The sequence below is a fragment of the Aestuariimicrobium sp. p3-SID1156 genome, from assembly GCF_025144225.1.
Classification (GTDB): Bacteria; Actinomycetota; Actinomycetes; order Propionibacteriales; family Propionibacteriaceae; genus Aestuariimicrobium.
Genome location: NZ_JALXXB010000001.1, coordinates 456,509 through 482,471 on the forward strand (window position 1 = coordinate 456,509; position 25,963 = coordinate 482,471).

The 25,963-nt window shown below is 68.6% G+C and carries 28 protein-coding genes; 12 read left to right on the top strand and 16 right to left on the bottom strand.

Going from position 1 to position 25,963, the window contains the following annotated elements:
• The first annotated feature begins 1 nt into the window (after position 1).
• Complete coding sequence (locus M3G03_RS02140) at positions 2 to 1,441, top strand: aldehyde dehydrogenase family protein (protein ID WP_259807916.1); 1,440 nt, start codon at positions 2 to 4, stop codon at positions 1,439 to 1,441.
• A 237-nt stretch (positions 1,442 to 1,678) separates the two neighbouring features.
• Positions 1,679 to 1,804, top strand: coding sequence for a L,D-transpeptidase family protein (locus M3G03_RS02145; RefSeq protein WP_259807750.1), 126 nt, complete (start codon positions 1,679 to 1,681; stop codon positions 1,802 to 1,804).
• 16 nt (positions 1,805 to 1,820) lie between these two features.
• Here the strand turns inward: M3G03_RS02145 and M3G03_RS02150 are convergent, their stop codons facing one another.
• Genes M3G03_RS02150 through M3G03_RS02160 form a run of 3 tightly spaced genes read right to left on the bottom strand, consistent with a single transcriptional unit; the run spans position 1,821 to position 4,106 of the window.
• Positions 1,821 to 2,306: an iron chaperone gene (locus M3G03_RS02150; RefSeq protein WP_259807751.1), complete on the bottom strand. Its 486-nt coding sequence runs from the start codon at positions 2,304 to 2,306 to the stop codon at positions 1,821 to 1,823.
• Between the two features lie 41 nt (positions 2,307 to 2,347).
• The gene (locus M3G03_RS02155) at positions 2,348 to 2,884 is read right to left on the bottom strand and encodes an NUDIX domain-containing protein (protein WP_259807752.1); all 537 of its coding nucleotides are present in this window, start codon (positions 2,882 to 2,884) and stop codon (positions 2,348 to 2,350) included.
• A 7-nt stretch (positions 2,885 to 2,891) separates the two neighbouring features.
• A complete protein-coding gene (locus tag M3G03_RS02160) occupies positions 2,892 to 4,106 on the bottom strand; it encodes an MFS transporter (protein ID WP_259807755.1) in 1,215 nt (404 codons plus the stop codon).
• Positions 4,107 to 4,211: 105 nt separating this feature from the next.
• Between M3G03_RS02160 and M3G03_RS02165 the strand changes: the two genes are divergently transcribed.
• Positions 4,212 to 5,072, top strand: a complete 861-nt coding sequence (locus M3G03_RS02165) for an aldo/keto reductase (protein ID WP_259807757.1) — start codon at positions 4,212 to 4,214, stop codon at positions 5,070 to 5,072.
• On the opposite strand, the gene M3G03_RS02170 is transcribed toward M3G03_RS02165, so the two are convergent.
• Together M3G03_RS02170 and M3G03_RS02175 are read right to left on the bottom strand one after the other, a co-directional pair.
• Positions 5,069 to 5,635 (bottom strand): DinB family protein, encoded by a 567-nt coding sequence (locus M3G03_RS02170; RefSeq protein ID WP_259807758.1) that lies wholly within the window; start codon positions 5,633 to 5,635, stop codon positions 5,069 to 5,071. The genes M3G03_RS02165 and M3G03_RS02170 overlap by 4 nt on opposite strands.
• On the bottom strand, positions 5,632 to 6,318 hold the full coding sequence (locus M3G03_RS02175) for an alpha/beta fold hydrolase (RefSeq protein WP_259807759.1): 687 nt from the start codon (positions 6,316 to 6,318) through the stop codon (positions 5,632 to 5,634). Before M3G03_RS02175 ends, M3G03_RS02170 begins: the two co-directional genes overlap by 4 nt.
• A 62-nt stretch (positions 6,319 to 6,380) precedes the next feature.
• Here M3G03_RS02175 and M3G03_RS02180 point away from each other — a divergent pair, with 62 nt between their 5' ends.
• On the top strand, positions 6,381 to 7,346 hold the full coding sequence (locus M3G03_RS02180; protein WP_259807760.1) for a YafY family protein: 966 nt from the start codon (positions 6,381 to 6,383) through the stop codon (positions 7,344 to 7,346).
• A 3-nt stretch (positions 7,347 to 7,349) separates the two neighbouring features.
• Here the strand turns inward: M3G03_RS02180 and M3G03_RS02185 are convergent, their stop codons facing one another.
• Both M3G03_RS02185 and hrpB read right to left on the bottom strand, forming a co-directional pair.
• Positions 7,350 to 7,925: a DUF2231 domain-containing protein gene (locus tag M3G03_RS02185; RefSeq protein ID WP_259807761.1), complete on the bottom strand. Its 576-nt coding sequence runs from the start codon at positions 7,923 to 7,925 to the stop codon at positions 7,350 to 7,352.
• A gap of 79 nt (positions 7,926 to 8,004) precedes the next feature.
• Positions 8,005 to 10,500: an ATP-dependent helicase HrpB gene (hrpB, locus tag M3G03_RS02190; protein WP_259807762.1), complete on the bottom strand. Its 2,496-nt coding sequence runs from the start codon at positions 10,498 to 10,500 to the stop codon at positions 8,005 to 8,007.
• Between hrpB and M3G03_RS02195 the strand changes: the two genes are divergently transcribed.
• Positions 10,499 to 11,311, top strand: coding sequence for an HAD-IIB family hydrolase (locus tag M3G03_RS02195; RefSeq protein WP_259807763.1), 813 nt, complete (start codon positions 10,499 to 10,501; stop codon positions 11,309 to 11,311). The two genes, hrpB and M3G03_RS02195, sit on opposite strands and share 2 nt — an antisense overlap.
• A 6-nt stretch (positions 11,312 to 11,317) precedes the next feature.
• On the opposite strand, the gene M3G03_RS02200 is transcribed toward M3G03_RS02195, so the two are convergent.
• Entirely contained in the window at positions 11,318 to 11,860 is a 543-nt protein-coding gene (locus M3G03_RS02200; RefSeq protein ID WP_259807764.1) for a DUF1707 domain-containing protein, read from the bottom strand.
• Between the two features lie 140 nt (positions 11,861 to 12,000).
• Between M3G03_RS02200 and nadE the strand changes: the two genes are divergently transcribed.
• Entirely contained in the window at positions 12,001 to 12,828 is an 828-nt protein-coding gene (gene nadE / locus M3G03_RS02205) for an ammonia-dependent NAD(+) synthetase (protein ID WP_259807765.1), read from the top strand.
• Here nadE and M3G03_RS02210 read toward each other — a convergent pair.
• Complete coding sequence (locus tag M3G03_RS02210; RefSeq protein ID WP_259807768.1) at positions 12,803 to 13,927, bottom strand: DUF3137 domain-containing protein; 1,125 nt, start codon at positions 13,925 to 13,927, stop codon at positions 12,803 to 12,805. The two genes, nadE and M3G03_RS02210, sit on opposite strands and share 26 nt — an antisense overlap.
• Positions 13,928 to 13,987: 60 nt before the next feature.
• Here M3G03_RS02210 and M3G03_RS02215 point away from each other — a divergent pair, with 60 nt between their 5' ends.
• On the top strand, positions 13,988 to 15,304 hold the full coding sequence (locus tag M3G03_RS02215; protein WP_259807770.1) for an MATE family efflux transporter: 1,317 nt from the start codon (positions 13,988 to 13,990) through the stop codon (positions 15,302 to 15,304).
• Position 15,305: 1 nt separating this feature from the next.
• Here M3G03_RS02215 and M3G03_RS02220 read toward each other — a convergent pair whose 3' ends face one another.
• The gene (locus M3G03_RS02220; RefSeq protein WP_259807771.1) at positions 15,306 to 16,583 is read right to left on the bottom strand and encodes an FAD-binding oxidoreductase; all 1,278 of its coding nucleotides are present in this window, start codon (positions 16,581 to 16,583) and stop codon (positions 15,306 to 15,308) included.
• Between the two features lie 72 nt (positions 16,584 to 16,655).
• Entirely contained in the window at positions 16,656 to 16,985 is a 330-nt protein-coding gene (locus M3G03_RS02225; protein ID WP_259807772.1) for a hypothetical protein, read from the bottom strand.
• 104 nt (positions 16,986 to 17,089) lie between these two features.
• Between M3G03_RS02225 and dnaK the strand changes: the two genes are divergently transcribed.
• The 4 genes from dnaK (at position 17,090) to M3G03_RS02245 (ending at position 21,344) form a co-directional block, all read left to right on the top strand.
• The gene (gene dnaK / locus M3G03_RS02230; RefSeq protein WP_259807773.1) at positions 17,090 to 18,961 is read left to right on the top strand and encodes a molecular chaperone DnaK; all 1,872 of its coding nucleotides are present in this window, start codon (positions 17,090 to 17,092) and stop codon (positions 18,959 to 18,961) included.
• Positions 18,962 to 19,056: 95 nt separating this feature from the next.
• Positions 19,057 to 19,698 (top strand): nucleotide exchange factor GrpE, encoded by a 642-nt coding sequence (locus tag M3G03_RS02235; protein WP_311197442.1) that lies wholly within the window; start codon positions 19,057 to 19,059, stop codon positions 19,696 to 19,698.
• 34 nt (positions 19,699 to 19,732) lie between these two features.
• A complete protein-coding gene (gene dnaJ / locus M3G03_RS02240) occupies positions 19,733 to 20,911 on the top strand; it encodes a molecular chaperone DnaJ (RefSeq protein WP_259807774.1) in 1,179 nt (392 codons plus the stop codon).
• A 4-nt stretch (positions 20,912 to 20,915) separates the two neighbouring features.
• Entirely contained in the window at positions 20,916 to 21,344 is a 429-nt protein-coding gene (locus M3G03_RS02245) for a heat shock protein transcriptional repressor HspR (protein ID WP_259807776.1), read from the top strand.
• Here the strand turns inward: M3G03_RS02245 and M3G03_RS02250 are convergent.
• From M3G03_RS02250 to M3G03_RS02265, 4 genes are all read right to left on the bottom strand, one after another.
• Entirely contained in the window at positions 21,333 to 23,060 is a 1,728-nt protein-coding gene (locus M3G03_RS02250; protein ID WP_259807778.1) for an ABC transporter ATP-binding protein, read from the bottom strand. The genes M3G03_RS02245 and M3G03_RS02250 overlap by 12 nt on opposite strands.
• The gene (locus tag M3G03_RS02255) at positions 23,057 to 23,803 is read right to left on the bottom strand and encodes an energy-coupling factor transporter transmembrane component T (RefSeq protein ID WP_259807780.1); all 747 of its coding nucleotides are present in this window, start codon (positions 23,801 to 23,803) and stop codon (positions 23,057 to 23,059) included. The genes M3G03_RS02250 and M3G03_RS02255 overlap by 4 nt, the downstream gene beginning before the upstream one ends.
• Before the next feature lie 10 nt (positions 23,804 to 23,813).
• A complete protein-coding gene (locus M3G03_RS02260) occupies positions 23,814 to 24,548 on the bottom strand; it encodes an ECF transporter S component (protein WP_259807781.1) in 735 nt (244 codons plus the stop codon).
• A 64-nt stretch (positions 24,549 to 24,612) separates the two neighbouring features.
• Complete coding sequence (locus M3G03_RS02265; protein WP_259807782.1) at positions 24,613 to 24,786, bottom strand: DUF1062 domain-containing protein; 174 nt, start codon at positions 24,784 to 24,786, stop codon at positions 24,613 to 24,615.
• 31 nt (positions 24,787 to 24,817) lie between these two features.
• Between M3G03_RS02265 and M3G03_RS02270 the strand changes: the two genes are divergently transcribed.
• Complete coding sequence (locus tag M3G03_RS02270) at positions 24,818 to 25,714, top strand: carbohydrate kinase (protein WP_259807784.1); 897 nt, start codon at positions 24,818 to 24,820, stop codon at positions 25,712 to 25,714.
• Between the two features lie 16 nt (positions 25,715 to 25,730).
• On the opposite strand, the gene M3G03_RS02275 is transcribed toward M3G03_RS02270, so the two are convergent.
• On the bottom strand, positions 25,731 to 25,958 hold the full coding sequence (locus M3G03_RS02275; protein ID WP_259807786.1) for an RNA-binding S4 domain-containing protein: 228 nt from the start codon (positions 25,956 to 25,958) through the stop codon (positions 25,731 to 25,733).
• Positions 25,959 to 25,963 lie beyond the last annotated feature (5 nt).

The window sequence follows — 25,963 nt, forward strand, 5'->3', positions numbered from 1 at the left end:
CATGGACGCCGACAAGGAACTGATCGCCACGCTGGTGGGGCGCATCATGGAGGAGATCACGGCCCAACAGTCTGCGGGCGGCCAGCAGTCTGCGGCCGGCCAGCAGCACGCAGGCAGCTCGGAGCTGGGCATCTTCGAGAGCATGGACGATGCGGTGGCCGCGGCCGAGGTGGCCCAGCGCCAGTATCTGGAGTGCAAGCTGGAGGCTCGTCGCCGGTACGTGGAGGCGATTCGCGAGGTCTCCAGTCGGCCCGAACACCTGGAGTACATGGCCCGGTGCACCGTCGAGGAGACCGGCATGGGCAATGTCGAGCACAAGATCATCAAGAATCGCTACGCCGCCGAGGGCACCCCCGGCGTGGAAGACCTCGTCACCGATGCCTGGTCCGGCGACGACGGGCTGACCACCGTGGAGTACTCGGCCTATGGCGTGATCGGGGCCATCACCCCCACCACCAACCCCACGGAGACCGTCATCTGCAACTCCATCGGGATGCTGGCGGCTGGTAACTCGGTGGTCTTCAGCCCCCATCCGCGGGCGAAGAAGATCACCCTGTGGCTGGTGCAGGAGATCAACAAGGCCTTGGCGAAGGAGGGTGCCCCAGCCAACCTGGTGGTCACCGTTCGGGAGCCTTCGATCGAGAACACGAACGCGATGATGGCCCACCCCGGGGTGCGGATGCTGGTCGCCACCGGTGGACCGGGCATCGTCAAGGCCGTCATGTCGACGGGCAAGAAGGCGATCGGGGCCGGGGCCGGCAACCCACCGGTGCTGGTCGATGCGACTGCTGACATCGAGAAGGCGGCCCAGGACATCGTCGACGGCGCCAGCTTCGACAACAACCTGCCCTGCACCGCGGAGAAGGAGGTCATCGCCTGCGATGCGATCGCTGACCTGCTGCGCTTCGAGATGACCAAATGTGGGGCGCATGAAATCACCGATGCCGCCCAGCTCAAGGCGCTGGAGGACCTGGTGCTGAAAGAGGGGGGATCGGGCCCACGCACCGAGTGGGTGGGCAAGGATGCCGCCGTGTTGCTCGAAGCCATCGGGGTCACCCCTCGTCCCGGAACCCGGCTCATCATCGCCGAGGTCGACAAGGACCATCCCTTCGTCCAGCATGAGCTGATGATGCCGATTCTGGGCATCGTCCGGGTGCCCGATGTCGACACCGGCATCGAATTGGCGATCGAGCTGGAGCATGGCAACCGGCACACGGCGATCATGCACTCCCGCGACGTCACCAAGCTCACCAAAATGGGCCGGCTCATCCAGACGACCATCTTCGTGAAGAACGGCCCCTCCTTTGCGGGCCTCGGGATCGGCGGAGAGGGCTTCTCCACCTTTACCATCGCCGGCCCGACCGGAGAGGGATTGACCTCAGCCCGCAGCTTCGCGCGGCGGAGGCGTTGCGTCCTCGTGGGGGAGCTCAACGTGCGCTGAGCCGGCGTAAAGCGAGTCTGGTCGTTTGCGATGGCAAATGACCAGCCTTGTGGTGTGTCGCCGCCCTGCATCCGGTGGGCCGGCTCGACCGAGGCGACGGCTGAGACCATCTCGACATGGCGATCGATGGGGCCGTGGGGTGGGTGGAGGTGGGGTTGCTCTCATGAAGGGATGTCCCATCCGTTCAGGCCCGGGGGTGGACCATCAGCCAGGGGATGGTGGTGAGGATGTCACCGCGTGGGGCCGACAATGGGCTACTCCAACGGGGGCTCCCACGGGTGTCTGAACATGCGCGACGACAAGGGCATCGCGTGGCTGTTCAGCCAGGTGCGCCTGGGCGACAAGGTGGTCGTCCACCGATGACGCCTGTGCACGCGGATCAGCCCAGTGCGCGCGTGATGAGCTGGGTCACCTTCTTCTCGACCGCATCGTTCCACTGGGTCAGGGCGAAGGTGACCGGCCACATGTCGCCATCGTCCAGCCGGGCCTTGTCGTTGAAACCGAGGGTGCCGTACCGGGTGTTGAACTTGCCCGCGAACTGGTAGAAGAACAGGACCTCCTTGCCCTCGCCGTAGGCGGGGAAGCCATACCAGGTGCGGCAGTTCAGGTCCGGCGCGATCTCCTTGACCAGCGTGTGGAGGCCCTCGGCGATGGGGCGGTCATGGTCGTCCATCGCGGCGATGGCGTCCAGCACGTCCTGCTCGGTGTTCTTCCCGGCGGCGGTGCGCTTGCGTTCGGCCACCATCTGCTTCATCGCGGCCCTCTCCTCCGCGGAGATCCCGGTGTCATCCGCAGCGGCAGCCTTCTTCGCAGACGTGTTCTTCCCGGCAGCGGTCTTCTTCTGGGCTGTCTTCTTTTCCGTCATGGGAACATCCTGCCGCTGACCGCGCGCTGCGACTGAGGATCTCACCCCCCTGGGAAGGTCACCACTGGCACCCGATGCCAGGTCGAGAGCGCATCGATGGCGTGCCTCGCGATCACTGGCCCGTCCGGTGTTGCGGTCGGGTCGGCGGCCAGTTCGGCCACCGTCATCCAGCGCAGGTCCTCGGACTCTCCTTCCGCAGGGGAGTGACGCGGGGGCCCATCGGTGACGATCGCGAAGACCGTGTCCCAGTGGCGCGTCCCCCGATCGGGGTCGACCAGGTGGCAGTTCTGCAGCAGTGGGGTCGGGGTCAGCACGTTGGACGCCGGCTGCTCGGGCATCAGGAAGGGTTGCAACACGGCCAGCTGGTCGGGCTCGTACCCGGCCTCCTCACGCATCTCGCGAAGACAGGCCTTCCAGGCGTGCTCGTCGGGTTCCACATGGCCACCGGGCTGGACGAGGATGCCGTAGCGCTTGTGCAGGTGCACCAGCAGCCGTGGTTCGGGCCCGAGATCGGCACGGATGATCCACGCGCTGACGGTGGGGCAGTGGCCCCCAGGGCTGGTGACGGTGTGCGGCATGCAGCGATCACACCACGCCCGGCTGCCTGCGTCCACGCGAGAGGTGCATGCCCAGCGCACCCACCAGACCGAGGACGCCCGAGGCGGCGACGGGCCAGAAGCCATGCGCAGGCACGTGCGCCAGGCGTCCGGCGATGGCGGCGCCGACGCTCACGCCCAGCGTGAGGCAGGTCGCCAGGAGGGTCATCATGGTGGCCACCCGGTCGCGGGGAGCGATGCGTTCCATCCAGCTGAAGGCGCTGACCAGGACGATGCCAGCGCCCGCGCCCAGGACAAGCGCCACGAGAGCCGCGACGCCCGCGGACGGGAGTTGCAGCATCGCCAGGGCGCCCGCGATCATCGCCAGGGCGCCGCCGCCGATGCGCACCGGGATCGCCCACCCGCGCGGGAGTCGCCCGGCGGCGAGGCTGGAGATACCGCTGCCGATGCCCACGCAGCCATAGATGATGCCGGTCAGGGCCGGGGTGCCGCGCTGCTCGAACAGCGCCGTGAGCGCGGTCTGCGTGGAGCCGAACATGATGCCCACCCCCAGGCAGGCGGCCATCGGCCACAGAATCCTCGTACCGGCAGAAGCAGACGTGGCGTGGGTGGCGGCGTGCGGCGCCTCCTGGTGCCAGTTGGCGCGATCCAGCCACAGATGGGCGAGGAAGAGCCCCTGCAGGGCGAGGGTGCAGCCCAGGATCGTGGCCGCAGCCGGAGCCGGGCCGAACAGGCTCACCAGCAGGCTGGCCAGGATCGGCCCGACCACGAAGCTGGTTTCATCCACCGCGCCCTCGTAGCCCATGGCCCGGTTGACCAGGTGGGGAGCACGCAGGCGCACCGCCAGGTGGGACCAGTGGCTGCGGGCGACCGGTCCGATCTGCGGGTTGGCGAGGCCCACGATCGCTGCGCAGCCCAGCAGGGGAGCAGCCGGGGCGTCGCGGAGCAGCAGGGCGATGAAGGTGAGCTGACCGAGGGCCGACAGCGCCGTGGCGCCGCTCAGCACGGGAAGTGGGCCGAAGCGGTCCACCAGACGTCCCACCGCCGGGGCGCCGGTCGCGGTGCCCAGACCGACCGCGCCCACGGCGAGACCGGCAGTCGCCAGACCATAGCCGCTCTGGCTGAGCACCATGAGGTAACCGAGCTGGACCATGGCGGCGGGCAGGCGCCCCAGCAGAGCGGTGATCAGGAACGGAAGACCGCCCGCCGAGCGCAGCGTGGCGGATGGAAGGGTGGTGTTCACGAGGTACTCCGGGGTCGGCGGCTCGGACGCGGCCCGGCCTCACTCGCGTCCCCTCATTCCCTCAGGCCTCCATGATAGGTGATGGGGACCGGGCAGGATGGGGGCATGGACCACACTTCTTCCCTCCTGCCCGGCCCCAGCGTGACCCTGCGCGGCGCTGTCGAGATGCCCCGTTTCGGCTTCGGTACCTACAAGGTGGAGCCGGGGGTCACCGAGCGAGTGGTCTCCGAAGCGCTCGAGGTGGGCTACCGGCTCATCGACACCGCGACCATGTATGGCAATGAGGCCGAGGTCGGGCGGGCGCTGGCGAGCAGCGGACTTCCCCGTGAGGAGGTCTTCGTCACCACCAAGCTCAACAACCCCGACGTCGAGCCGCAGCAGGTCCGCGATGCTTTCGCCCGCTCGCTCGACTCGCTCGGGCTGGAGCAGGTGGACTTGTACCTGATCCACTGGCCGATGGCGAACACCACCGACTACGTCTCGCGCTGGCGCACGGTGTGTGAGTTCCTCCATGACGGACGCGCCCGGGCGATCGGGGTGTCGAATTTCCAGCCCCAGCACCTGCGCGCCATCATCGACGCCACCACCGAGGTGCCGGCGGTGAACCAGGTCGAGGTCACCCCCTACCTCACCCAGGACGAGGTTCGCCAGGTGGATGCCGAGCTGGGCGTCGTCACCCAGGCCTGGTCGCCACTGGCCCGCGGGACAGTGCTCGACGACTTCGTGGTGGGCCAGGTTGCCGAACGCCTCGACTGCACTCCCGCTCAGGCTGTGCTGGCCTGGCACCTCGCGCGCGGCGAGTCGCTGGTGGTGAAGTCCTCCTCCAGGGAGCGCATGGTCGAGAACGCGGGCGCACTGGCGGTCGTCGACCGGATGGACGACGAGGCGATGGAGGCGCTCACCGGGCTGAACCGGGACGAGCGGTCCGGCTCGGGTCCCGACGACGTCGAGTTTGGGGGCCGCTAGCCCTGGCGCAGCGCTCCTGGCCAGCTCCAGTCCGACGGCGGGTCCTCGCCGACCAGCCCGTCGATGGACTCACGGATGAGGTCGGCATGGCCGGTGTGCCGGCCGTACTCCTCGATGAGGTCGCAGACGACGCGCCGCACGCTCGGGTGGATGTCGCCGAAGGACAGCGAGGCGGGGGAGTCCAGGCGTCCCTGCAGCATGATCTCGGCCCACCGCTTCTGCGAGCGGGCCACTGCCACGTCGTAGGCCCGGTACAGCGCCTCGGCGGTGTCGTCGGGGAAGACCGTGAACTGCCAGTCCTCGTCGGCGTCCTCGGGCATCGCGGAGCGAGCCTCGGGGCGCTGCCCGCCGATCTTCCCTGCGAAGATGTCGTCCTCGCAGATCGACAGGTGGCGCAGCAACCCACCAATCGTCAGCTGTGACGACGGGATCGGCTGGCCCAGCTGCTCGACCGTCAAGCCATCCGCCTTCCAGCGGAAGGTGGCGCGCAGACGGTTGAGCATCCCGATGAGGTGCTCCGATTCCGAGCCGCTGAATGGCGGCTCCCAGCTCGCGAAATTCATCGTGCACCTCCGGCCAGGCCGGCCAGCAGGTCGGCCAGTTCCTTCGGCTTGCTGAACATCGGCCAGTGGCCGGAATCGATGTCCGCATAGGTCAGATCGGCGGCGTTCTGCAGCTCCGGGACGTCGCCGCTGGCAACCCACTCCTGTGCCTGCTCCGGGGTGTACTCGGGGCACACAAGCACCATCGGCACGGCGTTGTGGCGCGGATCGGTGTAGTGCACGGTCGACGAGGTGACGTCCTCGGCCACGGGGACGCTGATCGATTCCATGTGTGCCCGCATGTCGACGTCGAGGTCACCCGCGTCGTCGCCCTCGAAGGGCTCCCAACCGGGGAAGGTGACCTGGCCCTCCTTCGGCTCGAAGTAGCCGAAGTACTGCGCGCCCTCGGCCTCCGGGAAGCCGCCGATCATCGCCACCTTGGCCACCTTGTCGACGCGACGGTCGGCGGCGAGCCAGGCCAGCGTGCAGGTGCCCGAGTGGCCCACGACCATGACCGGCCCGTGCGCCTCGTCGATCGCCGCCGTCACGGCGGTGATCTGGTCCTCCAGGGTCGCCTCGGTCGAGGCTCCCTGGCCGGGCAGCGTCATCGGCACGGCGCGATGGCCGTGCTCCTCCACGAAGGGGACGACCTCGGCCCAGGCACGGCCGTCCAGCCACATTCCAGCAATCAGGATGATGTCCATGATCGCCACGCTAGACAGCATTCCGGACGAAAAATGGTCAGAATCCGTGGCAACCTGAATTCATGTTCCCCGACGCCGGCCCGACTGCTCGCGTGCTGCTCGTCCTCGAACTGGTGCAGAACAATCCGGGCATCACCGCGGCCGAGGTCGGCCGACGACTCGATATCTCCGAGCGAGCGGCCAGACGATGCGTCACCACCCTGCGAGAGGTCGGCGTCCCGGTCGAGTCAACCCGCGGTCCCCACGGCGGCTACCGCCTGGGGCGCGGCCTGCGCCTGCCCCCGCTGATCTTCTCCGCCACCGAAGCCCTGGGTCTGGTGATGGCCGTCCTGGACGGCAACCACGCTGTCGCCGACCCGGCCCAACCCGTCGGCGCCGCCCTGGGCAAGCTCATCGCGGCCCTGCCCGACACCGTGTCACGACAGGCCGCCCAGCTGCGCGACCATGCCGCGGTCGCACCTGACCGGCTCGCCGCACGCCCCGACCCGGCCGTCGCCAGCGCCCTCGTTGAAGCCCTCTCCGAACAGCGCCGCGTCCAGATCACGTATCGCACCGAGAGCCGCGAGTGGAGCGAAGAGGCCGACCCGTGGGGACTGGTCGTGCGCTACGGCCGCTGGTACCTGATCTGCCACTCCCACCGCGTCGATGCGGTGCGCACCTATCGCGTCGACCGGATCACAGAGGTCGCCCAGACCGGCGAATCCTTCTCGCTACCGGACGGTTTCGACCCCGTGCAGGCCCTGGAAGAGCACCTCGCCCGAGGCTGGGAACACTCCACCCGCGTGGTCTTCCAGGCGTCCCTGGAGGCAGTGCGCTCCTGGATCGGTGCGTCGATGGGGAGGCTCAGCGAGCACCCGGAGGGCTGCGTCCTCGAAGGCAGCACCGACAATCCGGGCATGTACGCCGCCGAATACCTGGCGGCGATTCCGCACGACTTCCGCGTCGAGGGTGGCCCGGAACTACGTCAGGCCATGGCCGATCTCAGCAACAAACTCCGGCGTAGCGTCGGGTCCCCGTCCGCAGGCTGAGGCTCAGGCGGGCCTGGACTCGAAGGCTCGATCCTTGGTGCCCACCCCGCGTGCCACCGCCAGGTGGCCGCCCAGGTAGCCCGCACCACCGACGACGCTGAGGGCGCCTGCGGAGAGCAGCTTGGCGCGTCCGGTATTGCCCCGTCGACGGCAGGCCCAGGCGCCGATCTCCAGCCCCAGTGCGGTGAGGTTGGCCAGGGCGTGCACCACGCCGACCCGCTTCTCGCGGCGGTTGCCCTCGGCGAGCTCGGCCCATCCGGTGATGGCTGAGGGAACCGCAGCCGCGATGCCCAGGGCCGTCAGCAACTGGGTGCTGCGCCCGTCCTCGTCGGTGCCGGCGAACTCGACGACGCCAGCGCTGATCCAGGCGCCCAGCGGGACCATGACCAGCAAGGGGTGCAGGGCGTGGCCCAGCCAACGGCCCTGAAGCGCGTCCTTGACGGTCTCATCACTGGTGACGGCGTCCATCAGCGGCTGCGCGACATCGACGACGGGGTCGAGCGCAGAGGCGCCTTCCAGGCCGAGCATTGCGGCGCTGAGTGGGCTGTCGGGGGTGCGGCGGCGGGCGTGGGTTGTCATGGTGTCCTCCTTGAAGGCTTTCCACCACGGTAGGACGGCAGCGCCGCCGGCGGAGAGGAATGGGCCGCAATCCACCCCTTCAGCGTCCCGAGCGGGTGGTGCCCCGTCGCGGGGGCGCGGTCAGCGGGTCCTCCGGCCAGGGGTGCTTGATGTAGCGCCCGCGGTTCTCAGCCCGGACACCCGGGTACGCATTGACCCAGAAGGACGCCAGGTCGTCGGTCACCGCGAGCGGTCGCTGCGCCGGCGAGAGCAGGTGCATCAGCACCGGGACGCGGCCGTCGACGATCCGCGGGGTCTCCAGCAGCCCGAAGAGTTCCTGCAGCTTGACCGCCAGGACGACCCGGTCGTGCGGGTCTTCGGGGTAGCCAAGGCGGATCTTCGAGCCCGTCGGCACCTCGAGTCGCTCAGGCACGAGGTCGTCGAGGCGGGTCGCCTGAGGCCAGGGCAGCAGCCTGCGCAGGGCGCCGGTCGTGTCGATGCGGGACGCCGCGCGGCCCTGTGCCAGGTCGTCCAGTTCAGGGCCCAGCCATTCCTGGGCGCGCTCGGCCAGGGTCTGGTCGTCGACCGCGGGCCAGGGGGCTCCGAGGTGGTGGTGCAGCAGTGCGAGGCGACGCCGGAACTGTTCGGCGTCCTCAGGCCAGGGGATGATCGCGCGCAGCCCCTGCTCGAGCATCGCCCGCTGGACGGCCGCCTGGCCATCCTCGGGAGTAGGTGCCATGGGGGTGGTGTTCAACTCGATAGCGCCGAGCCGTGCCACCCGTCGGGCCGACACCTTGCCGTTCACGCACGTCGCCTCGGTGTTCTCCGTACGCAGGGACGCCCCCAGTCGCAGCGCGGCAGCTTCGCTGAGTGGGGCAGCGGAGCGGACCAGGGCGCGGTCTCCCACGCGTCCGACTTCGGCGACGGCGAGCCAGACCTGGCCGCGAAGCCGCGAGTCACGGGGCAGTTCGGCGCCCGTGCCGGAGCTCAGCAGGTAGTCATCGGACGTGCCGCGGCGGCGGGCGATGCGGTCAGGGAAAGCGGCACCAACCACTTCGGCGGCGAGCTCGTCGTCATCGAGCTCGTGGGGTCGGGATGCCGAGTTGACCAGCCGTTCGAGACGATCAGCCTCGCGGCGGGTGATGGGGGAGCGGCGGAACGCGCGCCACGCGGCCACGATGTCGCCGCCCGGGATCCGCTGGTCACCAGCCAGCAGGGCGATGACCTCAGCGGCTTCGCGCGACCCGACCCGCGGGGAGGACTCGAGAAGCGCGCGACCGAGTCGCGGCTCGACAGGCATCCGGGCCAGCTGGCGTCCCACGTCGGTGGCGCGGCCCTCCGCGTCGATCGCGCCCAAACCCTGCAGGACACGGAGTGCTGCCGCCAGGGCAGCAGATGGCGGTGGGTCAGGAAGAGCCAACCCGACCCCGCCCGGAGCTCCCCAGACCGCGAGGTCGAGGGCGGCCTGGGTGAGGTCGGCGCTGAGAACTTCGGGGGCTGTGAAGGGACGCATCCCCGCCCAGTCGGACTCGGGGAAGCAGCGCACTGCCACCCCGGGCCCGAGCCGGGCGGCGCGGCCGGCTCGCTGCTCTGCGGAGGATCGTGCTTCGGCGACGGTGACCAGCCCGCTCATCCCACGGCCCGCGTCGTAGCGCGGTTCGCGGGAGAGGCCCGAGTCGACCACCGCGCGCACGCCCGGGACAGTGAGGGAGGACTCCGCGATCGAGGTCGCCACGATCACCCGGCGCAGATCCTCCGAGCGCATGATGGCGTCCTGGGTACGCGGGTCGAGTGAGCCGTGGAGGGCATCGGCGGTCACCCCGCGGGCCTGCAACCGTTGGGCGACCTGGTCACATTCTCGCGCTCCCGGGGCGAAGACCAGCACGGTGCCCTCGCCGAGGACACCAACCGCCTGGTCTGCCAGGTGGTCGAGGAAGGCCGGCGTCACTCCACGTGCGTCGAGTCTGGGGGCGGGGGAGGGTGCCCAGCGGATCTCGAGCGGGTACAGGTCGGCCTCGGCCCTGACGATGGGTGCGTTGTCGAGCAGGCGTGACCAGCGGTCGGCATCGAGGGTGGCCGACATCACCACCAGCACCAGTTCGGGGCGCAGCTCACGCAGTTCGGCGACCATCGCCGTGACCAGGTCGGAATCGAGCGACCTCTCGTGGACCTCGTCGACGATGACCGCGTCGACGCCGTCCAGTTCCGGGCTGGAGAGCAGGCGCCGCAGCATCACGCCAGCGGTGCAGAACTCCACCTTCGTGGACGCCGACATCGCCTGGTCGCCGCGCACCACGTAGCCGACCGCGCCCCCCAGCCGGCTGGCGGTCAGCGAGGCCAGCCGCGCGGCCGCCGCCCGTGCAGCGAGGCGCCGTGGCTGGGTGACGACCACCCATCCCGGGACCAGGTTGGCGACCAGCGGCGGCACCAGCGTCGTCTTGCCGGTGCCTGGCGGAGCCTGCACGACGCAGACCCCGGCGTCCCCGATCGCGGAGTCGAGCTCGGGCACGACGGCCGCCACCGGGAGGCCGGCTCCGATGCGTCCGAGGTCGAAAGTCACCGACCCAGTCTTGCGCACGGGATAGGTTCGGGGCATGGCCATCACCCTTGTCGTCCTCGACATCGACGGAACCCTGCTCGAGACCGGGGAACGGATCAGCCCCGAGACGGCGCGCGCGGTGGCAGCCCTGGCCGAGGACGGACTCGAGGTAGCCCTGGCGAGTGCGCGCCCGGCCGAGTCGATCAAGGTCGTGCGCGAGGCGATCGGCGTCCCGATGCCCCTGATCGGCGACAACGGGGCGATCACCGAGGACGCCGAAGGTCGCGCGATCCGGACGGTCGATTTCGAGATCAGTCAGGAGCTGGCGAGAGGCCTGGCGGCACTGGTCGAGCGTGGGGACTCGGCCGTGAACATCTACCTGTCCGACGGGCGCTGGTTGGCGTTCGGGGAACCGGCGCGCATCGACCGCGAGGAGCACGACACCTGGATGAGCGCCACCACCCGTTCGGACGCCCTGGATGCCGACGAGGTCGCTGGACTGCACGCGCTGAAGATCATGTGTGATTCCACGGATGTCGCTGAGGTCGAGGACGCCGTCGCTCAGCTCGACAATGTCGCGATGACCCACTCGGGGAATGGCCTGCACGACCTGTGGCCGATGGATTCGGGCAAGGGCGCGGCCCTGTCCGCGCTCGCCGAGGCACTCGGCATCGGCATGGACCAGGTGCTGGCGGTGGGGGATTCGGACACCGACGTCCCGATGCTGGAACTGGCCGGGATGAGCATTGCCGTGCAACCGGGGTCTCCGGCAGCGCGCGAGGCAGCGGACCTGACGGCGGAAGGGGCCGGGTCGACCGACCTGTTTCGCGCCATCCGCCGGGTCGTGGCCGAGTCGCGCGATTCCTGACCCCGCCTACTTCTCCAATGCGCGGCGGCGTTCGAGGGCGATCTTCAGCCGCTCGGCGCGCTCCTGGGACTCCTTCTCCTTGACTTCCTCCCAGACCTCCTCGTCCTTGTCGTCGAAGTCGACGATGGCGCGACCCACCAGGCTCACGCCGATGGCTGCCAGCCAGGCCAGCCAGCCGTAGGGGAGGTGGAAGATGAACAGGTTGGTGAAGAAGAAGACCGCAGCCAGCGTGAAGGCGACCCCGTCCACCTTGTCCATCACCCGGCCCTTGCGGGACAACTCTGCCAGGTCCCGTTCGGCCTCCGCCGGTGCCACAGCGGTGCTCCCCCGCACACCCCCGGGCGCACCGGGCTGGATGGGGACGCCACCCGGGAGCCCCTCGAAGTAGGGGTCCAGGGCCCCAAAGGTCAAGGCGCTCATCACTCCGGAGGATCGTTCGTCGAACTCCTCCAGGGTGAGGCGACCCTCGACGTAGTGCCCGCTGAGCGCATCGATGGCGGCGTTGCGGTCGGAATCGCCCAGTCGGAGGCTGGAGTTCTCATCGGCCATGGTGACCATGGTATCGGGGAGGAAGGGCCCTCCCCCGTGGTCTTTGCTCGCCGCCCATGCTCCTGCTCGCGACATATCGCGGGCAGGGGCACACATCTCGCGCAAACGCGGGGTGGGGGGCGGAGGCCTAGGCTGGGCCCATGCGTGAACTCCAGCAGACCATCGTGGACGAAATGGGCGTCAGCCCCGAGATCGACCCCGCCGCCGAGGTCGAGCGGCGCATCCAATTCCTCATCGATTACCTCCGGGCGTCCCACACCAAGGGTTTCGTGCTCGGCATCTCCGGCGGCGTCGACTCCACCCTGGCCGGGCGCCTGGCCCAGCTGGCGGTCCAGCGCCTCCACGCCGAGGGAATGGCAGATGCTGACTTCGTGGCCGTCCGCCTGCCCTATGGCGTCCAGAGTGACGAGGCGGACGCTGCCGCAGCCATGCGTTGGATTGGGGCCAACACCGAGGTCACCCTCAACATCAAGGACGCCACCGACGGTATGGAGGCCGCCTTCGAACAGGGCACCGGCCTGGACATCACCGACTTCAACAAGGGAAACGTCAAGGCCCGCATGCGCATGGTCGCCCAGTACACGATCGCCGGCGAGCGCAACCTGCTGGTGATCGGCACCGACCACGCCTCGGAATCAGTCACCGGCTTCTTCACCAAGTTCGGTGACGGCGGTGCGGACATCCTGCCGCTCTTCGGCCTCGACAAGCGCCAGAACCGCGAGCTGCTCCGGCACTTGGGTGCTCCCGAGCAGCTGTGGGCCAAGGTCCCCACCGCCGACCTGCTCGATGACCAACCGCTGCGTTCTGACGAGGAGGAGCTGGGGCTCGCCTACGACCAGATCGATGCCTACGTCGAGGGCCGTGAGGTGCCCGAGGATGTCGCCGAGAAGATCGAGCAGAAGTGGACGCGCTCCCGCCACAAGCGCAGCACCCCCGTCACCATCAACGACTCCTGGTGGAGGGAATGACCCCGTAGCCGGGCAGGTGGCGTCGTGCCCCCATCAGGGTGCGCGCCACCTTCTCGATGTCGTCGGCGGCGAAGCGGGCAACCCCGGCCATCAGCTGGCCATCGCGCACTTCCATCTGCCGGACCCGGTGGTCGTACAGGTACTGCATGAGCAGCGGTGTGGTGACTTCGTGACCCACCTGCTCGTCGGGTGAACGCACCTGGAAGTCATCGTTGAAGTCGAGCCATTCAGTGGTGACATTGCCCAGGTCCACCAGCGGCTTGCGGGCGTAGTGCACCCTGCTGGGCACGGGGTGGTCCAGCGCCACCGTGACCATGCCGCTGAACCCTGTGGCGGGGACTTCGTGGTCCAGCGGCCACAGCTGCTCCTGCACTGCGGCGCGACCGACCTTGAAGCGGTAGGCGCGGAACTGCCCACCCTCCAGCGTCCCCTCGACGAGCCGATCGAAGTCGCCGCGCTCGGGGAAGCTGACCCCCCAGCCGCGCAGCCCGCAGTCACCTTTGCCGAAGCAATCGACCGGGACCAGGTCCGGCTCACGAATCCACCGGTCCAGGATCCCGGACCTCAGGTGCTCGCGCAGCAGCCCGGCCACCTCGCCGAGTTCCCGGGCGTCCTTCCCACCTGCCCCGCTGATCAGGCCCACTGGAGCGATCAGGGACGGTCCGTCCACGAAGAACAGGAACTTCCGCCGAGCACCGATCCGCTCCAACACCTCCCACATCCGGGGGGTCAGCACGGCTCGCGCGAACTCGACATCTGCCGCCTGGACCCGCCACTTCTTGCCGTCGAAGGCATCGTCATCGACGGGTAGCTCCACGGCGACGTCAGGGGCGTTGACCGTATCCGTGACCCTGCCCAGGAAGTCATTGGTGACCAGCAGTGGCGCCAGCTGACGCGGCAGGCAGGTCATCAGCAGCCGCTCCTCGAGCACCGCCCGCAGGATGCCGTTCCTGTCCGGCAGGACCCCCCACACCCCGCAGTCCTGGACGATGGTGCCGCTGCAGTCCATGCTCCGCATCGTCTGGATGTAGCGATTCCGCAGGCGGGGGGATTCCAGCCTGACCTGACGGAATTCGGGCAGCATCCGCCAGGCAGACATCCCCAGGAGACTCCGCAGCCAACTCATGGTCCTGCAGCGTAGACGGCTAGGGTGGCGCTCGTGCCCAGGCCCCAGCCGACCCCATCGGTCCACCGCGAGATCCTGGCCCTGGCGATCCCTGCGCTGGCCACCCTGGTCAGCGAGCCGCTGCTGGTGATCGCCGATTCCGCGATCATCGGGCACCTGTCCACCGAGACCCTGGCCGGTCTCGGCATCGCGGGCAATGTCATCGGGGTGGTCACCGGCCTGTGCGTCTTCCTGGCCTACGGCACCACCGCCACCGTGGCCCGCTACCTCGGGGCCGGACGCCGCCGCGACGCGCTCACCAGCGGTTTCGACGGCATGATGCTCGCGCTCGTGGTCGGCGCTGTCCTCGCGCTGCTCGCCCTGCTCCTCGCGCCCACCGTCATCGGCTGGTACGACCCACCGGACGCCGTCGCCGGCCCGGCCACCCTCTACCTCCGCGTCGTCGGTCTGGCCTTCCCCGCGCTGCTGGTGATGCTGGCCTCAACCGGAATCCTGCGTGGTCTCCAGGACACCCGCACCCCGCTCTACGTCGCGGTCGGGCTCAACCTGACCAACATCGCGCTGAACTTCCTGCTGGTCTATGGCGCGAACCTGGGCATCCTCGGTGCGGCGCTGGGCACCCTGGCCAGCCAGTACGCCGCTTCGGCGATCCTGGCGATGGTGGTCTTGCGCGGTGCCCGCCGCGAAGGTGCCTCCCTGCAGTTCCATGTCGGACGCATCCTGACCGCCGCGAAGAGCGGCTTCTGGCTGCTGCTGCGGACGGTCTCGCTGCAGACCTCCATCACCGCCAACACCATCGTCGCCACCCACCTCGGGGCCGCCGGGCTGGCCGCGCACCAGGTCACCAACTCGCTGTGGACCCTCCTGGCCTTCGCCCTGGATGCCCTGGCCATCGCCTGCCAGGCCATCATCGGACGCCACCTCGGCGCGGGGGACGCCGCGGCCGCTCGCGCCGTCACGCGCACCGCCGTCGGGTGGGGGATCGGCGCCGGGATCGTCCTTGGTGCGCTCACCATCGCCTCCCGCCCCTGGCTGATGCGCCTGTTCACCCCCGACCCCGAGGTCTGGGCACCCCTGTTCTGGTCCCTGCTGGTCATCGGTGTGTTCCAGCCCTTCGCGGGCGTCGTCTTCGTGCTCGACGGCGTGCTGATCGGGGCAGGGGACGCCCGCTATCTCGCGCTGGCCGGTCTCGTCGCCAGCGCCATCCACCTGCCACTCATCATCTGGGTAGGCCTGCACGGGCCGGCCCTCTGGATGATCTGGGCCGTCCACGGCGGGTACATGCTGGCCCGTATGGGCACGCAACTCTGGCGCGTCCGCACCGACGCCTGGATGCGACTTGGCGCCTGACTCAGCGGGTCGGGTCCAGTGCCTTCAGTGGCTCCGGGCAGCGTCCCGACACCATGTACTCGGCGAGCAGTTTGCCGGTGGCCGGGCCGAGGGTGACACCCCACATCCCATGCCCACCGGCCACCCAGACACCAGGGACCTTCGTCGGGCCCACCAGCGGGAGGTTGTCCACGGTGACCGGACGCGCACCGACCCAGGTGTCCTGCCGATCGTCCCAGTCGACACCCGAGAGCAACGGCCGGGCCGTGCGGACGATCGCGTCCACGCGCTGGGGGTACAGCGGCTCATCGGGTCCTCGGAACTCCATGGTGCCGCCGACACGCAGCCGCTCGCCCAACGGGGTGCAGGCCACGCGCTGGACCGGGAAGTAGACCGGCATCGGCACCTCGGAGGTGATCGGCACCGAGAAGGAGTAGCCGCGCCCACCGACCAGGATCGTCTTCACACCGGTCTCCCGGGCGAGCTGGGGCAGCCAGGCGCCGGTGGCGAGCACGACCTGGTCCGCGCGGACGGGCTCGCGTCCCACGAGTTCACAGGCGATGCCACCGGGGCCCTGGCGCAGCCGCTTCACGTCGGCGCCAAGAATGATCTCACCACCTCGGTCACGCACGGCCTGCGCGAGCGATTCGACGTACTCGCCCGGGTTGATGTAGCGCTGGCCACGGATGCGGATCCCGGCCTCGACCTCATGGGAGACGGCGGGCACCTCCGCACGCACCTCCTCACCGGAGACCAGGTCGGCGACCAGATCAACCCCGGCCTCACGGATCAGGTCGAATTCGTGCTCCAGGCCCACAGTGTCAGCCTCGGCCAGGAAGGCGGCCATCAACGGCGCGTCGTGCACCGGCGCAACCACGCCCTTCGCCGCCAAGTGGTCGTAGGACTCGATGGCAATGCCGTTCATCGGCACGAAGTGCTGCATCGCCTTGCGCCACTGGCCGATGGTGCACCGGCGCGCGAAACCGAGCATGAACCCCACCAGTTCCCGCTCCAGCCGGACCGGCACGAACAACGGCGAATCGGGGTCGGTGAGTGCCTTCAACCCGTACCGCAGGACTGAGGGTTCCGACAACGGGATCGACATGCCCGGTGAGATCCACCCGGCATTGCCCCAGGAGGCACCAGCGGCGACTCCGGTGCGGTCGAGGACGGTGACGCGGACGCCGCGTTCCTGCAGGAACCAGGCGGTGGACAGGCCGACGATGCCGGCCCCGACGATGACGACGTGGGCTTCAGTGGCGCCGGGGGAGGTGGGGCGCAGGGCTGCGGGGGAGGTCATTCGCTCTCTTCATCGTTGAAGTCTCGCGGGTGATCACCGCCATCATGGCATCGACTGTGTGTGAGGCCAAGTTCACAGACTCGGACGCGGCTCCTCGTAGTGGAAGATGTCGAGGAAGTGGCGGGCACGGTCGGTGCGGGGGGAGGTGAAGAAGTCGGTGCTGCCGGTCTCGACCACCTGACCGTGGTCCATGAAGACGACACGGTCGGCGATGGCGCGGGCGAAGGCCATCTCGGCCGGCCAGGCGCTGCGTCCGCAGGCCGGTGAGCAGCATCTGGGCAGGGGCGCGCTCCGGCTTCGCTGCCCGGCGACCAGTCGCGCCTGCACTGCCAGCACGAGGCTGGCGGCATCGGGGCCGGAGGCGCTGGGGCAGTGGGTCAGGAATAACCCTGAGAGAACCATGGTTGAGTCAGCTGCACTCAACTTTCACTTGTCCTCAACCTCGAGGGCCAGTAAGGTTGAGCCCGTAAGACTCAAGGTCTCACCTGAACACTGGAGGAACCACCATGGCACGTGCAGTAGGCATCGACCTCGGCACCACCAACTCCGTCGTCGCCGTCCTCGAAGGCGGCGAGCCGACTGTCATCCCCAACGCGGAGGGTGCTCGCACCACTCCGTCCGTCGTTGCCTTCGCCAAGGGGGGCGAGGTGCTGGTCGGCGAGGTCGCCAAGCGCCAGGCCGTCACCAACGTTGATCGCACCATCCGTTCGGTCAAGCGGCACATGGGCACCGACTGGAACATCGACATCGATGACAAGAAGTACACCCCCCAGCAGATCAGCGCCTTCATCCTGCAGAAGCTGAAGCGTGACGCCGAGGCCTACCTCGGTGAGGCCGTCACTGATGCCGTCATCACCGTCCCGGCCTACTTCAACGACGCCGAACGCCAGGCCACCAAGGAAGCCGGTGAGATCGCCGGCCTGAAGGTCGAGCGCATCATCAACGAGCCGACCGCCGCTGCCCTGGCCTACGGCCTGGACAAGGGTGACACCGAGCAGACCGTTCTGGTCTTCGATCTGGGTGGTGGAACCTTCGACGTTTCGCTGCTCGACATCAGCGATGGCGTCTTCGAGGTGAAGGCCACCAAGGGCGACAACCGACTCGGTGGCGATGACTGGGATGGGAAGGTCGTCGACTGGCTGGTGACCCAGTTCAAGAACAAGAACGGTGTCGACCTGTCCAAGGACAAGATGGCCATGCAGCGTCTGCGTGACGCCGCCGAGGCCGCCAAGATCGAGCTGTCCAGCACCCAGAAGACCTCGATCAACATCCCCTACATCACCGCTTCTGCTGAGGGCCCGCTGCACCTCAACGAGGAGCTGAGCCGCGCCGAATTCCAGCGCATGACCCAGGACCTCCTGGATCGCTGCCGCGCCCCGTTCAACGCGGTGCTCTCCGATGCCAAGATCGGCGTCGACAAGGTCGACCAGGTCATCCTGGTCGGTGGCTCGACCCGTATGCCTGCCGTCGTCGACCTGGTCAAGGAGCTTTCGGGCAAGGATCCCCACAAGGGTGTCAACCCCGACGAGGTCGTGGCCCTGGGCGCCTCGCTGCAGGCCGGCGTGCTGAAGGGTGAGGTCAAGGACGTGCTCCTGCTCGACGTCACCCCGCTGAGCCTGGGCATCGAGACCAAGGGCGGCGTGATGACCAAGATCATCGAGCGCAACACCACCATCCCGACCAAGAAGTCGGAGGTGTTCACCACCGCTGAGGACAACCAGCCCTCGGTGATGATCCAGGTCTTCCAGGGTGAACGTGACTTCGCCCGCGACAACAAGCCGCTGGGCAACTTCGAGCTCACCGGTCTGATGCCGGCCCCCCGCGGCCTGCCCCAGATCGAGGTGACCTTCGACATCGACGCCAACGGCATCGTGCACGTCTCGGCCAAGGACAAGGCGACCGGCAAGGAGCAGTCCATGACTGTCACCGGCGGTTCGGCCCTGGGCAAGGACGAGATCGACCGCATGGTCAAGGAGGCCGAGTCGCACGCCGAGGAGGACCGCAAGCGCCGCGAGTCCGTCGAGATGCGTAACGACGCGGACGCCCTGGCGTTCCGCACCGAAAAGCTTCTCGCTGACAACGCCGAGCAGATCCCGGCCGACGTCAAGACCCCGGTCGAGGAGTCCCTGGAGAAGCTGAAGGAAGCGCTCAAGGGCACCGACAACAACGACGAGGTCAAGGCCGCCATGGACGACCTGAACACCAAGGCCTCCGCGATGGGCCAGGCCGTCTACGCCGCCCAGCAGCAGGCCGCCCAGGCCGAGGCCACCCCGGAGGGTGAGCAGTCGACCGAGGCCCCCGCTGATGAGGCCCAGGCCGGTGAGGAAGAGATCGTCGACGCCGAGGTCATCGACGAGGACGAGAACAAGCAGAACTGACCAGGACCTGGTCATAGGGTGGGGGTCAGCATCATCGGTGCTGACCCCCGCTCATCACACCCCTTGCGACACGGTTGCTACCAGAAGGAAGACAGATGACTGACGTTTTCGGCGCCGACCCCACCGATCGGAAGCCGACCGAGGATGCCCAGGTCTCCAGCGAGGAGAGCCGGGCGCCGCAGAGCCTGAACGAGGAGGGCCTCGACCAGGTTGACCAGGCCCCAGTCGGCGAGGCGGGTGAGGTGACCGGGTCCGCGCCCCCGCAGGACACTGCCGAGGCGGAGGACGACGAGTCGAATCGTGTGACCGAGCTCGAGAACACCGTCGCCGAGCGCACCCAGGACCTGCAGCGGCTCCAGGCCGAGTACGTGAACTACAAGCGCCGCGTCGACCGCGACCGCAACCTGGCCCGTCAGGCCGGCATCGAGTCGGTCGTCGCCGACCTGCTGCCGGTACTGGACTCCATCGACCTGGCCCGACAGCACAAGGACAACAGCCAGGGCTTCGAGCTGGTGGCCGACAGCCTCGCCAAGGTCGCCCAGAAGCACGGCCTGAGCAGCTTCGGTGCTGTCGGCGAGGCCTTCGACCCCGTCATGCACGATGCCCTGATGCAAGCTCCCATGGCCGACGGCCAGGTCGTCACCGAGACCACCGTGAGCCAGGTCATCCAGACCGGCTACAAGCTCGGCGACCGCGTCCTGCGCCCGGCCCGAGTCGGGGTCGCGAACCCCGAGTGATCCCCACCAACCCCATCCTCCGGAGGAGGCGAGCATGAGCACCCAGGACTACCTCGAGAAGGACTACTACAAGGTGCTGGGTGTCTCCAAGGACGCCAGCCAGAGCGAGATCAAGAAGGCCTTCCACAAGCTGGCCCGGGACAACCACCCCGACCAGCACCCCGACGACAAGGCGGCTGCGGAACGGTTCAAGGCGATCTCGGAGGCCAACTCCATCATCGGTGACCCCGAGAAGCGCAAGGAGTATGACGAGCAGCGCAAGCTGCTCGGCGCCGGCGGCTTCGGTGGTTTCCGCTTCCCCGGAGGGGGAGGGTCGGCCGGTCGCACCGGCACCGGCAATGTGAACGTCGACGACCTGTTCCGCAATGCCGCCACCACCAGCGGCGACTTCGGTGACATCTTCGGCAACCTGTTCGGCACCTCCACTGGTACGGGCACCCGCCGCACCTCGACCCGCAACCCGCGCCGCGGGGCCGATGTCGAGGGCGAGGTGACGATCAGCTTCAAGGAGGCGATCGACGGCGCGACTGTGGGCGTCCAGATGGTGTCGGAGCATGCCTGTGCAGCCTGCCGCGGCACCGGCGCCAAGGCCGGAACGATCCCCCGTGTGTGCCCCACCTGCCAGGGTTCGGGCATGCAGGCCTCGACCTCCGGGGGAGTGTTCACCGTCACCGAGACCTGCACCGACTGCCACGGTCGCGGCATGATCGTCGACGAGCCCTGCCAGGTCTGCCACGGCTCGGGCCGTGAACGATCCACGAAGACGATGCAGGTGCGCATTCCCGCCGGCGTCGACGACGGCCAGCGGATCCGCATCAAGGGCAAGGGTGCGGCTGGCGAGAACGGCGGCGCCCCCGGCGACCTCTACGTCACCGTCCACGTCCGCCAGGACAGCAAGTTCGGCCGCAAGGGCCACAACCTGACCATCACGGTGCCGGTCACCTTCACCGAGGCGAGCCTGGGCGCGACCATCGAGGTGCCCACCCTGAACGGCCCCACGGTCAAGCTGAAACTGCCGCCGGGAACCCCCAACGGCCGCACCATGCGCGTCCGAGGCAAGGGAGTGCCCAAGTCGGACGGCACCATGGGCGACCTGCTGGTCACCGTCGAGGTCGAGGTCCCCAAGGACCTCAACGACGCCGCCCGCAAGGCGCTCGAGGACTACGCCCAGGCCGTCGGCCCCCAGGATCCGCGGGCCGAACTGTTCCGGTGATGCCATGAGCAGCAATGCCGTCCAGAAGATGGACCCCCGCGCTGCGGTGTTCACCATCTCGGTGGCTGCCCACCTGTCAGGGATGCACCCGCAGACCCTGCGCACCTACGACAGGCTCGGGCTGGTCCAGCCCCAGCGCACCCGCGGGCGAGGGCGCCGCTACAGCGTCCACGACATCAACAAGCTTCGCCTGATCCAGCAGCTCTCCCAGGGCGAGGGCATCAACCTCAACGGCATCCAGCGCATCCTGCAGATGGACGCCGAGATCGAAGCGCTGCGCGAGTCCCTCGCCCAGGTCGCCAGGGAGCGGGACGAGGCCCTGGCCCGGCGCGATGAGGAGCGCATCTTCACCGCCGGCCCCACCGGGGCGGTCAACCTCGGACGCCAGCGCGTCCGGCAGGTTCTCGCCCTGCCGCCGGCCTCAGCGCGCTGACTCGCCCCCGGTGATCGCGGCCGCGAGCCGCGTCATCGACAGGCCCATCGGCGCGCCACCGACGTGGCTGGCCAGTTCGACGAAGGCTGGCTGGTCCACGTGGGCCTGCTCGACGACCTTCGTGTCGTAGAACACCTGGTCGGTGGGAGCGTCGAGGACGACCTTGCCGCCGGTCATCACGATGGTGCGGCGGAAGTTCTGCGAGACGAACTCCATGTCGTGGGTGATCGTGATGATCGCCTTGTTGCGTGCCTGAAGTTCCCGCAGGATCTTCATCAACCGGTTGAGCCCGACCAGGTCCTGTCCGGCGGTCGGCTCGTCGAGGATGTACACCTCCGGGTCGGCTGCGATCACCGATGCGATGGTCACGAACTTGCGCACCGAAGGTGGCAGGTCGTAGGGGTTCGTCTCCGTCTGCTCGGTCAGCCCGGTCATCTCCAGGGCTGCAGCGACGCGTCGGTCGGCCTCATCCCCGGGGATGCCGAGGCGCTTGAGCGCGTACCCGACCTCGCTGGCCACCGTCTTGTTGAAGATCTGGTCGTCGGGGTTCTGGAACACGTAGCCGACCCGGCGTGCGGTCTGCGCGGCGGTCCAGCGGGTGGTGTCCTCCCCCCCGAGGCGCACGGTGCCCGAGCTCGGCTTGAGCAGGCCGTTGATGAGCTTGGCGGCGGTGGTCTTGCCGGCACCGTTCTGCCCGATGATGCCGAGTGATTCCCCGCGCCCCACGCGGAAGGACACCCCCTGCACCGCCTTCACCCCGTTGGGGTAGGAGAACGTGATGTCGTCGAGTTCCAGCAGTGCTTCGGACGCCGGGGGCTCGGCGGGAATCGCCCCCGGTTCGGGGGCGGAGGAGGCGACCGACCGCCCGGCGCGGTAGGCGTCCACGTCGGTGATGAGTTGCGCGACGGTGAGCGGGTGCGGGGGCAGCTCGACGCCGTGGGCTGCCAGCGCCCGGCGCAGGTACATGCTCTCAGGCAGGCGGGTGCCGGCCTTCTCGCAGCGTGGGTCGCTGAAGACCTCCGCCGGGGTGCCCTGCATGACGACCCGACCCCCTTGGAGCAGGACCACACGGTCGCTGAACTGGGCGACCAGTTCCATCTTGTGCTCGACGAGGATGACCGTGCGCCCCTCGTCGCGGGCCCGCTTGATGAGCCGGAACATGTCCTGGGTGGTTTCGGGGTCGAGCTGGCTGGTCGGCTCGTCGATGACCAGGATCGGCTGGCCCATCACCAGGATCGAGGCCAGCGCCACGCGTTGCTGTTGCCCGCCCGACAACTCGAAGGGGTTGCGGTCACGCAGGGGTTCCAGCTCGGTGTCGCGCAGCATCGTCTCGACCCGTTCGCGCATCTCCTCGGCGGGGACGCCGAGGTTCCCCAGCCCGTAGGCGAGTTCGTCGAAAACGGTGCGGGCAACGCCGCTCATCTGGGTGAAAGGGTTCTGGAAGACGTAGCCGACATCGCGGGCCATCTCACCCAACGGGGTCTCCGGGATGGACTTGCCGGCCACCACGACCGAACCCCTCAACTCCCCCTTGGAGAAGTGCGGCACCAGACCGCGGATCGCCGCGCACAGGGTCGACTTGCCCGCGCCATTGGCACCGATGATCGACACGAACTCACCCGGTGCGACGGTGAGTGAGACGTCCTGCAGCGACGGAGCCGTGGCCAAGTCGTAGGTGAAGGTCAGGTTGCGGATGTCGACCGCCGGATTGGTCATCGCGTCCACAGCCACACCTTCCAACCGATCACGGCCAGCACCGCCAGCACGGCGAGGACGCGAAGAGCCCTGTCCAGGGCCGAGTCCTCCACGTGGAGCAGGCTGGTCTTGGGTCCGGACAGGGTCATGCCGCGGGCCTCGAGGGACATGGCGCGTTCCTCGACGCCGGTCAGGGAACTGAGGATCAGCGGGGCAACGGCCGGGAGGAAGGCCTTGGCGCGCACGAACAGGTTGGCGTCCGTCTCGATGCCCCGGGCGCGCTGGGCGTCCAGGATCGTGCCGGCCCGCTTCTGCATCTCCGGCAGGATCAGGAAGGTCGACTGGATCACGTAGGTCGCTCTCGGGGAGACGCCACGCTGTTCGAGGTCGCGGGCGAAACGCTGCAGGTCGGCGATCTGGGTGATCAGCAGGACGCCGGTGGCGATGGTGAACAGCCGGCTGACGAAGTGGATCGCATTCTGCAACCCGCCCTCGGTGGCCTCGAAGATCCACCAGTCGACGAGCACGCGTCCGTCGCCGGAGAAGAAGAGCTGCAGCACGAACATCAGCAGGCCCATCGGCAGGACGCCCACCAGGAAGACGCCCAGGAAGCCCTTCACCTTGCCCGAGAGGGCGCAGACCAGCAGGGCGACCAGGAAGAAGCAGGCCCAGTAGATCGGGCCGAAGAACAGCCCGATGATGGTCGCCGCGAGGACCAGGAAGACCTGGGTGAGCGGATTGAGCCGGTGGACGGGGTTGGCCATGCGACCAGCGTCAGCTCTTGCTGGTCGGCTCGTCGTAGGAACCATAGGAGCCGTAGGTGTCGGTCTCGTCCACTGCGCTCTGGTCCAGGGGGGAATCCGAGACGACCGGAGTGGCCGGCTGCGGTGCCACGGGCCCGGTGCCCACGGTGCCCGCCTGCGGACGCAGGGTGCGCAGGTGCGGACCATTGGGGAACTTGTTGAGGAAGCGGTCCGACATACCGCCGATGACCAGCATCGGGATGGCCACCGAGAGGCTCTTGTCGATGAGCTCGGCCACGGCCGAGGTGATCACGACCGCCGTGGGCATGTTGAAGCCTGCCTCGATCAGCGCGGCGCGGATCACGGAGATGCCGTAACCGTCGAAACCGCCGAAGACGGCGATGGAGATGATGGCCGAGAGCAGCACCGACAGCCCCACGATGATCAGCGTCGACAGGATCACCCGGGAGCCGCGGAACCAACCGAAGCGGGCCAGCAGACCGACCACGATGCCGATGACGCCGGCCTGCAGCGACCACACCACCGCGGCGGGGGCGAAGGCGCTGATCGACAGCACGCCGAGCAGGCCGGTGATGCCGCCGACGATCGGCCCGCCCAGGATCGCGGCCAGGACGGTGCCCACCGAGTCGAGGAAGATCGGCAGGTTCAACGCCTTGGCAACTGACCCCAGCACGAAGTTCAGGGCGATGCCGATGGGGATCAGCAGCAGGGACATCATCGAGAATTCGCGCTTGGCGGTGGCCATGGGACGTCCTTCGGTCAGGGCAGCGTTCGTGCCGATTCTAGGGGTTTCGCGCCGCACGAGACGGTCAGCCCGGTTTCTTGGCTGTGTCGGACAGAATTCCGGAGCGCTCGTGCAGCTCGATCCAGGTCGAATCGCACCCGGGGCAGCGGTAAACGGGGGCGCCCTCGACGCGCTCATCGGTCTCGATGGTGCCGCAGGCGTCCTCGCAGGGATGGGAAACCAGGTAACGCGCTGACATGCGCGCCATTGTGCCCCACTACGCTCGGAGCATGAACACTGTGCTCTGCTTGGGTGAGGCGCTGATCGACGTCGTCCACCGCACCGACGGGGACGTCCAGGAGCATGTGGGCGGTAGCCCTCTCAACGTCGGCGGAGGCCTGTCCCGGCTCGGGCATCCCGCCCGCCTGGCCTGCTGGATCGGCCGCGACCCGCGCGGGCTGATGATCCAGCAGTGGCTTTCCGAGCACGCGGTGCTGCTCGCGCGCGGTTCTGATCGTGCCGACGGGACCCCGACAGCGACCGCCACCCTGGACTCGAGTGGTGCTGCGACCTACGAGTTCGACCTGGAGTGGGACCTGCCCGACGTCGATCTGGACGACGTCGGGCATGTGCACACGGGCAGCATCGCCGCGGTCCTGCAGCCCGGGGCTGACAAGGTTCTTCAGATTCTGGAGCAGGCGAAACAGGCTGGCATCACGATCAGCTACGACCCGAACATGCGCCCTGCGCTGATGGGCACCCCAGAGGCGGTCCGCCAGCGGGTGGAGCAGGTGATCGCCCTCAGTGACGTGGTCAAGGCCTCCGATGAGGACATCGCCTGGCTCTACCCCGATGACCGCGCCGAGGACGTGCTGGTCCGCTGGGCCCAGCTCGGACCGCGCGCAGTGGTGATGACCCGTGGGGGAGAGGGTGCCTCCTTCGTCGCCACCGGCGGCCTCGAACAGGTCAGCCCCCGCCGCGTGGACGTCGTCGACACCGTCGGCGCCGGTGACTCGTTCATGGCCGGGCTCGTCTCGGGGCTGCTTGACGCCGAGGCCCTTGGCCGGGACGCCGGGGGCGCCATCACCGAGCAGCTCCTGCGCGCGGCGATCGATCGGGCGGTGGCCACCTCAGCGGTGACTGTCACCCATGCGGGTGCCTACGCCCCGACCCGCGACGAGCTCTGAACCACTGGTTCCGGGCTCACCAGGGGACGTCGATATCCTCGCCGACGACTGCCTCCTCAGTGGTGCCATCGGGCAGTTCCACCTCGACGCGCAGGCCGTCGGTGAGCTGACGGCCGCGGCGGGTCTCGACCTCGCCCTCGACCTTGACCAGGCCGGCCTGGATCCACTCGCGGGCCTCACCGCCGGTGGAGGCGAGGCCGGAGTACTTCAGGAACTGGCCCAGCCGGATGACGTCGTCGCTCATGGGTC